This is a genomic window from Pseudomonas sp. NFR02, from assembly GCF_900119375.1.
GTDB classification, from domain to species: domain Bacteria; phylum Pseudomonadota; class Gammaproteobacteria; order Pseudomonadales; family Pseudomonadaceae; genus Aquipseudomonas; species Aquipseudomonas paracarnis.
Genome location: NZ_FPJJ01000003.1, coordinates 356,447 through 370,408 on the forward strand (window position 1 = coordinate 356,447; position 13,962 = coordinate 370,408).

The following is a 13,962-nucleotide window of genomic DNA, read 5'->3' on the forward strand; positions in this document are numbered from 1 at the left end:
ATGGAAGAGCTAACTATCAGGAAACTGGGCAACACCAAGTTCAAGGATCTGTATTTCCAACTCCTCAAGGGAGACGAACTGGGTAATACAGAGATTGTGAAACTTTTGGCTATCGCCGTGCTGCTCCTTAACCACAAGACCCTCGAAATTCGGCGTCTCGGCTACCGCATTATCCTATTTTACGGTAACGCTTCGGGTCAGTACCAGGCGCTGTACGATGTAGCACTCAACAGTGGCCTGCACCCTGTCTCAGCAGTAATCAGCAGCTACTTTTCCGAGGATGATCACCGCAGCGAGTCGTTCATCCGAAACATCGTGGGCAGCTACATCGATACCTTCCGTGATCAAGGCATCGTGCTGACTGAGCAACAGGATGCCCTGCGGACATTTGTTCAGTCGGAGTACAGTAAGTCGTCAGTCGTGGTTGCTCCGACCAGTTACGGTAAATCTGAGCTCATCATCCAATCGGTTAGGGAAAATCCAGGGCAGCGGATCTTGATCCTCGTGCCCTCTAAGGCTTTGCTGGCCCAGACGAAAAAGCGGTTGATCTACGCGGACATTGAGGGGTTGGGCAAGGTGGTGACCCACCCCGAGATGTATTCGGTTGAGCGAAAGAACAGGGCATTTGTCCTGACCCAGGAGCGGCTCAACAGGCTCTTGAATGAGAACGCCGAGCTGAGCTTCGATATGGTCTTCGTCGACGAGGCCCACAACCTGCTGCAGAGCGACCGCAGAAGTGAGTTACTGGCTGCCATGCTGTGCATCCTGGGGGCTCGTAATCCGGAAACATCATTCAAGTTCCTGACTCCCTTCCTATGCGATGAACTCAATGTCCGTGTGCGCTTCCTAGACATGATCCCGAGCGGATTCAGGATCGACGAGTACATCAAGTCTGAGCGCTTCTACATCAAGGATTTTAGGGCAGGGAGGGGCCAGACCAAGCTCAAGCTCTATGATCATTTCCTGAATGACTGGATGGAGTTCGATCGGAGGTATGCAAACTGCTTCGAGCTCATCAAAGGCGAAGCACTGTCCAAAAACATCGTTTACGGCAACAGGAAGAAAAGCATTGAGTCATTTGCCGTTGAACTGGCAGCCGTGCTGCCGCTCGTAGACTGTCCGCTGATCCAGACAGCCTGTGCCGAGCTAGAAGAGCTTTTCGACCGACGCTACAAACTGATCGGCTGCTTGCGCAAAGGGGTTATGTACCACCATGGTTCGATCCCTGACACCATCCGTCTTTACTTGGAGAGCCTGTTCAGCAGCTCCAAGCAGATGAGGTTTCTTGTCTGCAACTCCACGCTTCTGGAAGGGGTGAACCTGCCGATCGAACGACTCTTCGTCTTTGATTTTTTCAAAGGGAAGCAAAAGCTGACGCCATCTCAATTCAAGAACCTGGTCGGACGCGTCAACCGGTTCAGTGAGGTCTTCGCGCCTGGCGCTAAGTCTGCGTTGAGAAAGCTGGAGTCCAGCATTTACCTGTTGGGCGTAAATGGCTATACACGCGACAATGCAGCGCTTGAGACTTTCTACGATAAATCCGTCAACGTCTCAAAAGTGGTCAAGGACACTGTCAGCAACGTTCTGCTTGAAGCCACCAAGATCATCGATGGGAAAGTGTCGGTTCTCTACGACGACGCCGTGGCTCGTCTTGAGAATCTGCATCCTGGCGTGGTTAAAGATCGAGAGTGTCGGTACGTTACAACTCAGGTGGGCAAGCTCCTCATCGCGAACAGTGTGAATGAAATTGACGTGTTTTCAGAGGAGGAGGCTATAGAACGGAAGATCAGGCGAGGCATTGAGGCGAACGGCGTCATCAACACCGTTGACAGGCTGATGCTTGCGATCTCCAAATCGTTCGTCGATCACTTCGACAACAGCCGAGAGTACAGCGACCTGGTGCGTCTCAAGCAAGAGCCTGCCCGGAATTTCTACGCCATGATCCTGGATTGGAAGCTGAAGAAGCTCAGCGTCAAGCAAACGATCCGACAGACGCTCATGTATTGGAAAAAGCTGGTCGAGACAAGCCATAGCGATCACGTATTCGTGGGTAAATGGGGTGATACCAAATATCGCGACAGCAAGTATGAGAACTGGGTAAGAATCTCCCAAAAGGACGACGGCGAGCGTATTAACTTGGCAATCGTCCGTCTCAAGGACGAGGACGATTTCTTCGACAACAAGATTTTCAAGTTCGTCGAGGTGCTAAATGGGGTAGGTGCCCTAGATCCAGGGTTTTACAAACTCATCAAATACGGTACTGCGGATGACACCAAAATCAAACTCATCCGTGATGGCTATAGCCATGGCCTCGCGGATCTGATGCTCGAACGGTACCCAGAAACTGTGCGTGCGATGCTCGGCGGCGAAATCGAAGTGAGCCCTCGCCTAGTCAACATGATGATTAACAACGAGGAAAGCGATCTGCTGATTTTTGAAGCCAAGATGAACCTCAAACCCATCTGATTGATAAGTCATGCCTGAGCCTAGATGGTTAAGTCCATGAGCAGGTTTTTGATAGGTATAAACTTTTTTACAATGTGACTAATATTATTGCGGACAAGTGTCGAGAGGTTCCTGGGTTTCAACAAAACAGGTCGTGCAGGCTCTCGATTCGTCTTAGTGGATTGAGGGCAGCATAGGCAAGTACGACGGTTTTTGCGGTCGATTCAACGTCCCTATTACCACCACCAAAGGCTCTATTTATGCTAAGGAAATAAGCCTTGTAGCATTAATTAGTGCATGGTCGAGTGGCTTGGGTGAAGGAATGAAGGGCTTTAGAGGCTAATGGCCCCGGGCAATCCAGATACCAGATGGGCATTTATTGCATTTATGCTTAGCGCAGCTGGTAGTGGCCAACAACATTAAAGAGCCTTGAAAAAAAACTGAAGCGCCGTTCATCACGGCGCCCTAGTTACCCTAATTGTGGCTCGAAGCCGTCATCAGTTTTCTTGTTCGGCTTCGAAGATGTGGATGGAATCCGGTTTTTTCTATGATTAGGGCTGCTGTTGTGACGTTCTTCCCAATACTCGCGTGCCGTGGCAGCGCCTGAGTTGAGTGCCTTCATGATTTCGTAAAACCTTTCTCTGTCGCCGCTTCTGACCCACTCTGCATAACCCACTTGGCTGAGGTGTTTTTCAAGCTGGTCCAGTTCATTGCTTTGGCGAATAAGTTCACGCACTTCATTGGCCGTTTCTCTGATTTCTTCGATATACTCAGAAGAGGTATCAGAAGCCGTTTTTTTTGCATCGGTTCGTTTCTTCGAGTTCGAAGATATGACGGTACCACCTGGGATGCGGAGTTTTATTTCCATTTGTTTTGGCCCTGCACGTAGTCTGCAATTCCAACATCGTTAGCATAATCATGCACGGCGCGTTGAGCTTCTGTCAAAAAATCAAGAAAGTTTTCGTAGCCGTCACGGCTATTTCGAATTGGCATATCACAATCTATTTTGATGATGCACGGTCGGATTTTGTCCCTTGAACCTTGGATGATCTGTTCGCCATACCGATTAGCGCTGGATATCTTGTTCTTGGGGTACGACGGAATACTGACCATCCATTTCATCGCAGGCCAGGCATTCTTCATCAGCGGCTCATTGTGCGGCTCGACGGTCGCGTACGCCTCTTTTAGGCTCCATGCGGTTCCCGCGTAGGAACCCCACAGAGGCACGGTTGCGTAACGATCAGCATCGCCGGAGTCATAGCCATGATCGAAGACAAAGGTAACGTCCGAGTTGGAGTACCCGATCTGAGCGCCTAATGCGACCCTCAATCTATACCGTGAGACTTTCTTGGCGAAATTGTGTCCCTTTTTGCTGAGGATCTGCTCAAGGATATCGTGGATGTCCTTCGCACCTTTGCTCAAAGCGTTCGGAGCGTGAATGAGCTCGTTACCGACGTCTTTCAAGGCTTTGACCTTGGCCTTGTCTACCTCGGCATAGATGTCCTCAGCAGATACATCGAAATCTAGGAGATCTAGTGTGGTCGGAAGCGCGACAGTCGCCATTGAGCCAGCTGCCCGGGTATGGATCTCACCTGACCCATTAACCACCGTATTAGCGATGGATAACAGCCAATGCATCTTATCTTTCGGGGCAGGGCTTTCCAGGCTAAACGCCACGGTGGTGGCGTCCGCTTGCTTGAGTCTTTCTTCATCGAACGCCCAGGCCGGTAGGTTCGATACGAGTCCCCCGTCTAGAAATTTTCCATAGACCTTCTCAACGCCCGTTGGCGTATGGCGAAGGAAGTTGAATTTCCAGTGCCTAAAAATGATGGGAAGGCAGATCGATGCCGCCACCGCGTCAGCCACTCTCACGCGAGGTGTGCGACTGTACGAAAAGTACTCAAGCCTCTCGGAGCTTTTGTTTGTAGCAATAATTTTTAGGGGGATACAGCCGGCACTGTGCATATCCCGGAAGGTGATGTTCTTGTCTTTGCGGGTTTTGCCGTTTTCCTTGAGTTTGAAGGCGATCGCAGCGTCTATGAAATTCCGGACTTTGCGCACCGTAGTAAGGCCAACCAGTGCCCAGATGAAGAAGACGCCTACACCAATCCCGGTGAACACCAAAGGCCAAACTGGCATGGGCCAGGTTTTATAGAAGCCCAAGGAAATCCAGGCTGCGATGATGATTAGCCAGATACAGTTGGCGGTCGTTTCCACTTTGGAGTCACCGGGCCATGGCCAAAAGGCCTTTAGCGCTTTGCCGAGTAGTACAGCAGATTTGATTGTAAACCAACCTCGGCGGGTAAATAGATGCGTCGGTTTCGAATACTGTAGCTGACCCTTTTCTTTGCCGAAGAGCTTGTTTCCAAAAAAGTGCTTTTTGCCGTCGGGGTCGACCAGATCCTTGGAGTTGAAACCTGCAGCGATTAGCGCGGCGACCATAGAGCCTGCGGAGGTGCCCGATACTGCCCTGATGTCGAAATTGAGTTCTTCCAGAGCAGCGATGCCACCAATATGGACAATTCCCTTGGCGCCGCCGCCCTGAAGGGCTAGGAATACAGGTGATTTGGGCAGCGGCTCGTGAGCACCTACCTTCTCGAACACCTCGTCGTTTGCGCCGCTCGAAGTAAAGGGGGCTTCGCGCTTTTCAACAGCATCTTCCGTTGTGCTTGTCATGTTGGACTTATAAGGTCAGGTTGGTAGATGGGGGCCTATTCACTGCACTGTCCATCACATTGCCGTGGGCATACGCACAGAGCTTGGAGGTTAGTCAGGCGCAGAGTTCAAAGCCGCTAAGGCGATGTTTACAGCGCCCGGAGCGGTCTGGTGGCGTGTTTTGGCAGAGGCCAAATACTATCACGAAATGGCTGTTTGACATCATTGGGGGCCGAATGTCGCGGACTCAATCAGCGCTACACCTAACCGCAGTCCTACACCTAAGCCACTTGGAGATGGCAGTGCTCAACCGCTCGAAGAGCTATGTTAATCAATAGCCTGCTTGGCCTTAGGCAGGGGGCATCTTTTTCAAACCATCCAGTGCATGCCCTCGGATGTGCCCCCAATGTAGCAATCCACTGGAAGTGAATGGAGCTCCATGGTTTGTCGAAAGGCAAAAATCATCAGATAAACAGCCTGCCCGACGACTCCTAAAGACTCTCAGGATCGCCAAAAAACATCTGAATCCGCGACCTCAACCACCGCTCCCCCGGATCATTATCCTGCGACCCTCGCCACGCCATATGCAGCTCAAACGAGCGCACCGGCAATGGCGGGTCTTCGGCACGCAACCCACCCGCCGAGGTCAGCGCTTCCGCCGCGTAATCCGGCACGGTGGCCAGAATGTCCGTACCCGCCAGCAACGTACCCAGGCCGTTGAACTGCGGCACCGCGAGCACAACGTGGCGCTTGCGGCCGAGTTTTTCCAGCTCTTCATCGATAAACCCGCTCAAGTCGCCGGCAAAGGACACAAGCGCGTGGGGCCGTGAGCAGAAGTCATCCAGGCTCAGCGAGCCTGGTACGCTGTCGGCGCGCAGCAGTTTGGGCAGGCTGCGGCGCAGTACCTTGCGTTTGGCGTTGGCGGGCAGGTCGGCGGTGTAGCTGACGCCGATGGAGATTTCGCCGGAGGCGAGCAGGCTGGGCATCAGGATGTAGTTGACGCGGCGTACCACCAGCACGATGCCGGGGGCTTCGGAGCGCAGGCGTTTGAGCAGTTGCGGGAGCAGGGCGAATTCCACGTCGTCGGACAGGCCAATGCGAAACACTGCGGTGCTGGTGGCCGGGTCGAATTCGGCGGCGCGGCTGACGGCGGTGGAGATCGAGTCCAGGGCCGGGGAGAGCAGGGCGAAGATTTCCACGGCGCGGGCCGAGGGTTCCATGCTGCGCCCGGTGCGCACGAACAGGGGGTCATCGAACAACCCGCGCAGGCGTGACAACGCTGCGCTGATGGCCGGCTGGCCGAGGAACAATTTCTCGGCGGCGCGGGTCACACTGCGCTCATGCATCAAGGTTTCGAATACGATCAAGAGGTTAAGGTCGACACGACGCAGGTCGTTACGGTTCATCTTGTGTCCTGGAAGAGTCAGCAAACTTGATGTGAGCGGTCATGTAGCAACCCCTGAGGTTCGATTCAGAGGGATGACCGGCATGAATCTTACGGGGAAAGGCTGGTACTCTGCACCGGCTAATTGATTTTTCCTACGATAGTTGAGGGGTGTTCCTCCTTCGCGGAATCAATGACAGGCATGTCGACTATTAATGGTGACCGGTGGTCTTACCCCCAAAGCCCAGATAAAGTTCATGGCATTAGAGGTTACTTTGACGAGGTTTGCGATGTCCCGCACGATCCGTTTTCACAAGTTTGGTCCGGCCGAGGTGCTCAAATGCGAAGAGCATGCGGCCGCGCAGCCCGCACCGGGCGAAGTGCAGGTGCGTGTCGATGCGATCGGCATCAGTTGGTACGACATTCTGTGGCGCCAGAACCTGGCGTCTTCCCATGCACGCCTGCCTTCTGGCCTGGGCCATGAGATGGCCGGGGTTGTGGTTGCCCTCGGCGACGGCGTGGATGACCTGGCGGTGGGCGATAAAGTGGCCAGTTTTCCGGCCGAGAGCCCCAATGATTACCCGGTGTATGGCGAGCAGATCGTCTTGCCCCGTTCGGCCCTGACCCGTTATCCGGATGTCTTGAGTCCGATTGAAGCGAGCGTGCACTACACGCCACTGCTGATTGCGTACTTTGCCTACATGGACCTGGCGCGGGTCAAACCCGGCCAGTTCGCTTTGGTGACCGATGCCAGCCACTGTGCCGGCCCTTCGTTTGTGCAGTTGGGCAAGGCCCTGGGTGTGCGGGTGATTGCCGCCACCAAAGACAGTGCTGAACGTGAATACCTGCTGTCCCTCGGGGCAGAAAAAGTCATCGTGACCGAAGAACAAGACCTGCTGATGCAGATCAACAAGTTCACCGACAACCGGGGCGTCGACGTAGTGTTCGATGGCCTGGGTGGCCCGCAGATGTCGCTGCTCGGGGACGTCCTGGCGCCGCGCGGCAGCCTGGTGCTGTATGGCCTGCAAGGTGGCAACCAGACGCCATTCCCGGCCTGTGCGGCGTTCCAGAAGAACATTCAGTTCTTTGTGCACTGTATCGGCAACTTCACCGGCAAGCCGGAGTTGGGCATTATCCAGGATCACGTGGCGTTGCAGCGCGCGTTGCGCGATATCAACCAGCTGACAGCCGACCGGGTGCTTGTCCCACTGAAGACTACGGTATTTCCATTCAGTCAGTTCGTCGAAGCGCACCGATACATGGACGAATGCCCGTGCCGCGAACGGGTGGCGTTGCAGGTTGAAGCTGTTTGAGCTGTAGGAGTATTCGCAAATGAATACGCTGGCGCCTGAGCTGATGAGGCAAATGCGCCATTTGACAGGGCTTAACCCGCACCGGGGTTGAGCCGCCGCAGGGGCGTTCTGCCCCGTAAACAATACTGTTATTGCCTTGCGCCGCCCTGAAATCCAGTGCGGCGCTTGTGTGTGGGCGTCATTTAAGTTGGGCAGGCAGCTCATCTGAGCTGCTTTTTGACGCTGTTCTGTATCTGTTAATCATTATTTGAGTGCCGATAATTGAGTCTTCATTGTTATTTCAAGGATTGAGCCATGATTGATTACACGGCAGTTGCGTCACGCACCTTCAGAACTAACGAGGCTCGGATTGTTTTTCCCGGCAAGTGCAAAACGAATACCCTTTTGCTTTACGCGCACCCAAGGTGCGCAGGTGATTAATATTTGTCGGACAATTCTCTAATTGCTTAGTTAAAACAGTGTAGGACGTTGTCGGAACATTCCTAAGGCTAACAGCTATTTCGCTAGAGCCCGCGCAGGCGCTGGATTCTCCGGCGGGGCGGCCACCGGCCCCCTCAATGCTCTCACCTGCGCTTTTGTTGCAAGGTGCTAATGTTGACTCAAACTTGTGCTGCGCACTGGGTGACAAGCCTACAGATGTAATAAGTCGAGCAACGTTGTTTGGTAGTTGCTTGAAACTGATATTTCAACTCGGGTAGTAGAACGATGAGCACTATTCATGAACAAGCCATGAGCTATGTTTACCAGCAAGTTCTGCAACGTTTAATTGGGCACTTTACGCGTGCCGAACGAACGTCACTTCAATTGCTCGTTCAGCGCATCGTGGTGGCCGCAGGCGGCATGGAACAAGTGGGCAATTACAAAGTACTGATCGCCCACGGTGGCGGCGAAGTGAGCAGCTACACCCTCGCGTTACTGCGTGCGGCGCAACTGACCATTGCCGGCCGCTCGCCCAAGACTTTTCAGATACGGGTGGCAACATTGCGGCATGCGGGTATGACTCAAGCAACGCTCGACTGCCTGAATCAAGGCTACGCAGCGCTGTTCTTCCATGACGACCCACGGGTAGAGCTGTTGATGGTGGAAAACCATGAGGTGCTGCCGTTCAACCATCAGCGCCCGGCGTCCAGTGCCGCTCGGGAAATCAGCCAGCGTAACAAACTGATGATTGGGCACCTGACGTCCGGCGATATCCGCGCCGCCCTGTGCGATGACACGCTCCTGGCCCTGGGCGATTTCTACCAGCGGGTCGCTACCTGGAACGGCGGCGTGCATGCCCTGGTCAGCGGTGATTCAGTGCGCAAGCAAAGCCAATACATCGCGTGGCTGAAAAAAAATGCGCTGGCGACCGGCCTTGCATTTGCGCCCGGCAAGCCATCGTCGCTCAATGGGTGGTTTGCACGCATGGAGGAATGGAGCGTGGGATGCTACCGCGACCTCTATGGCGAGCACTATGCCGGCAACGAAAGTCCGGGCCGGGGCGGGCATCGTCATTTGGCCTATATCGGTATCGCTGATCTGCTCAAGGACGCCGATGTCGCCCATGCGCCACTGCTCACCGGGTTCCTCGCCTACAAACGGGACCCGTTCGAGTTCCATTTCAGCCATCCCGCCTATCCCAACCCATTGCTCATGGCGCATTTGCACGGTGTGCAGGCCCAGTGTCTGCGTGAGCTGTCCTACGAACATGGCGTCGCGGGGTTTGTTCGGCGTGCGGCGGACTTCCTGCACCGCAGGCAAGTACCGGTCGCGCTGATCAAAGAAGCGTCAGGGCCAGAGGGGCAGTTGCTGTCCACCGCCTACATTCAGGAGTTCTCCGGCCTGGACGACAGCCAGTTGACGTGCCTGTTGTTTGCGCCCTTCGTTCAACATGGCGAACGGTTGGAGAGCTTCTTGCGTCAATGCCATCCCGGCATGCTGGTGGCACTTCCTGAACTGCACAAGGCACTACAGGGCAAACCCGCTGCGGACATCCTGCACCAGTGGCTAGTGGATACCAGTGGGCTGCCGCTGCCGCTGTTGCAGCACCTATATCGTAAGCGCCCGCTGCTGGGAGGGCGCGGCATGCGGGTATGCAAACAAACGCTGGCGCGGCCCAAGGTGCGCATCGCCCAAGTGTCGGGGCGTTAGCAGCGTGTATTCGCCAATCAAAGCCGGTGATCAACAATGAACCTTCGGGGGGAGCGGCAAGTAGACTTTGCCTATCAGGCGGTGTACCGCTACATGATCAACCTGATCAACGAAGTCAGCCGGGAAACGCCAGTGAAACTGCCTTCCCTGCGGCAGTTATCGACGCGCATGAATGTGTCGATCTCGACGATTCAGTACGCCTATTCGTTGCTGGAAAAGGAAGGACGAGTGTACTCGGTGGCCAAGTCCGGCTACTTCGCCTGGCCCGTGGCTGCAAACGCGCCCCTTATGGCGGGTACAGACTTGCTCGAGCGTTTGTACACGGCCGCCCGGCGCCCGGCGATGGTGGTGCTCAGTGGCGATGAACCGGCGCTGTTGGGGTCGCTGGATGGCGCGTTGCTGGCGCTGGAACGTCAACTGGTACGCCGGTATCCCCATCACCTGCAACCTTCGCAACCCTGTGGTGTGTGGGAGTTGCGCGCCGCCTTGGCCGCACGCTATACCTCGTCGCCCACCCGTTGTTGGCAAGCGGATGAGGTGTATGTGGGGGCCGACCTTCAAGGCGTACTGGACATCCTGATTGATGCCCTGGGCCTTAAAGGCACCGTGGTGGTGGTTGAATCTCCCTGCGATTACCTGGTGTTGCGCCTGCTACAGGCCGCTGGTGTGCGGGTCATTGAATGGCCCTGGCGCGCCGACGGCCGCCCCGATTTGGCCACTTTTGAGCACCTGCTGCGCCATGAGCCGGTGCACTTGGTGCTGCTCTCGTCCGTGGTCAGCATGCCCTCGGGTAACGCCATGACCGAGCCCGAGCGGCTGCACGTAGCGCGTCTGCTCGACCAGCACGGCTGCTGGTTGCTGGAGAACGATACCTTTGGTGACCTGAGCTTTGCGCCGCCCGGATCGGCCTTGCGCGGCCTGGTCAACCCAGAGCGGCTGATTGTGTTTTCTTCGTTCGAAAAGGTGTTGGGCCCGGAGGCGCCCTTTGGTTACCTGCTGGCACAGCAGATGAGCAGTGAATTGCAGCGCCAATTCCTGCTGCGTTCGTTTCGACTGTCCGCTATCCGACAACGCGCCATTGCCCGGCTGTACGAAAGCGGTCGGTTCGACCAGCACCTGCAGACGTTGCGCCAGCGCCTCCATGAGCAGGCGCACGCCATGAGTCACCGCTTGGAGGCGCGTATGCAAGGGCGTGTGCACTACCGCATGCCCGTGGCCGGGGCGAGTTTCTGGTTGCAGTCGACGGCGCCGGTGGACATGCGCCTGGTGTTCCAACGCATGCTCGCCCAGCAGGTAGTGATTGCCCCCGGCGAGCTGTTCAGCCTCAGTGGTTTACATCACCAGCATATGCGCTTGAGCCATACCTTCAGCGGCCATCCCAACCTGGACATCGCCCTGGATACGCTGGCGCAGTCACTACGGCAGGCGCAGACTGAGTAGTGTGTGAAATTTCTCTTTAGATCGTCGGATCGATACCGTCGCGCAGTAGTCCAAGTCCCAGTAAACTGTCATTTTTTCCGAATCCTTCTTTTCGAGGTTTATGCATGACTATCAGTCCTTTTGCGGGCAAACCGGCGCCAGCCCAGTTGCTGGTGGATATCCCGCGACTGGTCACGGCTTACTACACCGGCCAGCCTGATGCAGCGATCTCCACTCAGCGCGTGGCTTTTGGTACTTCCGGGCACCGCGGCAGCTCGTTTGAACTGAGTTTCAACGAGTGGCATGTGCTGGCTATCAGCCAGGCCATCTGCCTGTACCGCGAAGCGCAGGGCATCACTGGCCCCTTGTTTGTCGGCCTGGATACCCATGCATTGTCGACGCCAGCCGGTGCCAGCGCCTTGGAAGTACTGGCGGCCAACGGCGTGCATGTGATGCTGGCCGAGGGCGATGAGTACACGCCGACGCCGGCGATTTCCCACGCCATCATCTGCTACAACCGCGGCCGTACCAGCGGCCTGGCGGACGGCATTGTGATTACACCGTCCCACAATCCGCCGCAAAGTGGCGGCTACAAGTACAACCCGCCTAACGGTGGCCCGGCTGATACCCATATCACCAAGTGGATCGAAGCCAAGGCCAACGAACTGCTCGCCAACAAGCTGGCCGGGGTCAAGCGCATCACTCACGCCCAGGCGCTCAAGGCCGACACCACCCATCGCCATGACTACCTCAACAGCTATGTGGCCGACCTGATCAATGTGATCGACATGGACGCGATCCGCAGCGCCGACCTGCGCTTGGGCGTGGACCCACTGGGCGGAGCAGGGGTGCGCTACTGGTCGGCGATTGCCGAGCACTACCGCTTGAACCTGGAGGTGGTGAATACCGAGGTCGACGCAACCTTCCGCTTCATGAGCGTCGACTGGGACGGCCAGATTCGCATGGACCCGTCTTCCAGCTACGCCATGCAAAGTCTGATCGGGCTCAAGGAGCGTTTCGACGTTGCCTTCGCCTGCGACCCGGACCACGACCGCCACGGCATTGTCACGCCTTCCGGAGGTTTACTGGCGCCCAACAACTACCTGGCGGTGTCCATCGACTACCTGTTCCAGAACCGTCCGGACTGGCGCGCCGATGCAGCCGTAGGCAAGACCGTGGTGAGCAGCGGCCTGATCGACCGCGTCGCAGCGCGTATTGGTCGTCGCCTGTACGAAGTGCCAGTGGGCTTCAAATGGTTTGCCGATGGCTTGTTTGAAGGGTCGTTGGGGTTTGGCGGCGAAGAAAGCGCCGGTGCCTCGTTCCTGCGCAAGGATGGCAGCGTGTGGAGCACCGACAAGGACGGCCTTATCCCGGCCTTACTGGCCGCCGAAATGACCTCGCGCAAAGGCCAGGACCCCAGCCAGATCTACCGCGGCCTGACCGATGCCCTCGGTGAGCCGTTCGCTATCCGTGTGGATGCCAAAGCCACTCCAGCGCAAAAAGCCCTGCTGGGCAAACTGTCGCCGGAGCAGGTCACGTCCACGCAACTGGCCGGGGAGACCATTCAGCAGATCCTCAGCCATGCGCCGGGCAACAACCAGGCGATTGGCGGCTTGAAAGTCATGACCGAAAACGGCTGGTTTGCCGCACGGCCCTCGGGCACTGAGGACATCTACAAGATCTACGCCGAGAGTTTCGTTGGCGAAGAGCACCTCAAGCAACTGGTGGAAGAGGCGCAGGTGTTGGTCGATGGTGCAATCAGCCAATAACTGACACTGTATGTAGGAGCGAGCTTGCTCGCGAAAAACGTCAACGATAACGCGTGCTTCTGAATGAACGCGGCGTCGGTGAGTTCTTCGCGAGCAAGCTCGCTCCTACATGATCAGGCCAGGTCTACCAGCACAATTTCGCTGTCTTCAATCGCCGTCACCCTCAATACCTCTTCATCCTCCACCGCCACACCGTCTCGCGCCTTTGCCTGCACACCATTGACTTCAATCACGCCCGTGGCGGGCACCAGGTAGGCACGGCGACCGCTGTCCAACCGGTACTCCGCGCTTTCCCCGGCCTTCAGGTTCGCCGCCACCAAGCGTGCATCCGCACGAATCCGCAAGCTTTCAATGTCGCCAGCCTTACCACTGGCCAGCGTTACAAATCCCTCGCGGTGGCCTTGTGGAAACGGTTTGGCGCCCCAGGACGGCGGCAAGCCAGCCTCATTGGGAATGATCCAGATCTGAAAGATCTTGGTTGGCGTAGCCTCCAGGTTGTACTCGCTGTGGGCAATGCCGGTGCCTGCGCTCATTACTTGCACGTCGCCGGCTTCGGTGCGGCCTTTGTTACCCAGGTTGTCGGCATGGCTGATGGCCCCTTCGCGCACATAGGTGATGATTTCCATGTCGCGGTGCGGGTGCTGGGGAAAGCCGCTGCCGGGGGCGATGATGTCGTCGTTCCATACCCGCAAGTTGCCCCAGTGCATGCGCTGGGGGGCGTGGTATTCGGCAAAGGAAAAGTGGTGATGAGCGTCAAGCCAGCCATGGTGGGCGCCGCCCAGTGTGTTGAAAGGTCGAAGTTCAAGCATGATCGTCTCCTGTTGATGAACCTATCATCCAGCAGCGC

The 13,962-nt window shown here is 56.2% G+C and carries 9 protein-coding genes; 5 read left to right on the forward strand and 4 right to left on the reverse strand.

Annotation, left to right across the window (positions count from 1 at the left end):
* Nucleotides 1-2,466, forward strand: coding sequence for a DEAD/DEAH box helicase (locus BT199_RS11990; protein ID WP_072434543.1), 2,466 nt, complete (start codon nt 1-3; stop codon nt 2,464-2,466).
* 448 nt (nt 2,467-2,914) lie between these two features.
* On the opposite strand, the gene BT199_RS26880 is transcribed toward BT199_RS11990, so the two are convergent.
* From BT199_RS26880 to BT199_RS12000, 3 genes are all read right to left on the reverse strand, one after another.
* Nucleotides 2,915-3,313: a hypothetical protein gene (locus BT199_RS26880; protein ID WP_133633780.1), complete on the reverse strand. Its 399-nt coding sequence runs from the start codon at nt 3,311-3,313 to the stop codon at nt 2,915-2,917.
* A complete protein-coding gene (locus BT199_RS11995; RefSeq protein WP_072434544.1) occupies nt 3,304-5,121 on the reverse strand; it encodes a patatin-like phospholipase family protein in 1,818 nt (605 codons plus the stop codon). Before BT199_RS11995 ends, BT199_RS26880 begins: the two co-directional genes overlap by 10 nt.
* 470 nt (nt 5,122-5,591) lie before the next feature.
* Nucleotides 5,592-6,506, reverse strand: coding sequence for a LysR family transcriptional regulator (locus tag BT199_RS12000; protein WP_020301481.1), 915 nt, complete (start codon nt 6,504-6,506; stop codon nt 5,592-5,594).
* A gap of 268 nt (nt 6,507-6,774) precedes the next feature.
* On the opposite strand from BT199_RS12000, the gene BT199_RS12005 reads away from it, so the two are divergent.
* From BT199_RS12005 to pgm, 4 genes are all read left to right on the forward strand, one after another.
* Nucleotides 6,775-7,797 carry a zinc-dependent alcohol dehydrogenase family protein gene (locus BT199_RS12005; protein ID WP_014718390.1) on the forward strand — a complete coding sequence of 341 codons (1,023 nt, stop codon included), beginning with the start codon at nt 6,775-6,777 and terminating at the stop codon, nt 7,795-7,797.
* Between the two features lie 705 nt (nt 7,798-8,502).
* Nucleotides 8,503-9,927 carry a hypothetical protein gene (locus tag BT199_RS12010; RefSeq protein ID WP_172832665.1) on the forward strand — a complete coding sequence of 475 codons (1,425 nt, stop codon included), beginning with the start codon at nt 8,503-8,505 and terminating at the stop codon, nt 9,925-9,927.
* Between the two features lie 36 nt (nt 9,928-9,963).
* Nucleotides 9,964-11,367, forward strand: coding sequence for an aminotransferase-like domain-containing protein (locus tag BT199_RS12015; protein ID WP_072434545.1), 1,404 nt, complete (start codon nt 9,964-9,966; stop codon nt 11,365-11,367).
* A 104-nt stretch (nt 11,368-11,471) separates the two neighbouring features.
* The gene (gene pgm / locus BT199_RS12020; protein WP_072434546.1) at nt 11,472-13,115 is read left to right on the forward strand and encodes a phosphoglucomutase (alpha-D-glucose-1,6-bisphosphate-dependent); all 1,644 of its coding nucleotides are present in this window, start codon (nt 11,472-11,474) and stop codon (nt 13,113-13,115) included.
* A 113-nt stretch (nt 13,116-13,228) separates the two neighbouring features.
* Here pgm and BT199_RS12025 read toward each other — a convergent pair whose 3' ends face one another.
* Nucleotides 13,229-13,924: a pirin family protein gene (locus tag BT199_RS12025; protein ID WP_072434547.1), complete on the reverse strand. Its 696-nt coding sequence runs from the start codon at nt 13,922-13,924 to the stop codon at nt 13,229-13,231.
* Between the last annotated feature and the right edge of the window lie 38 nt (nt 13,925-13,962).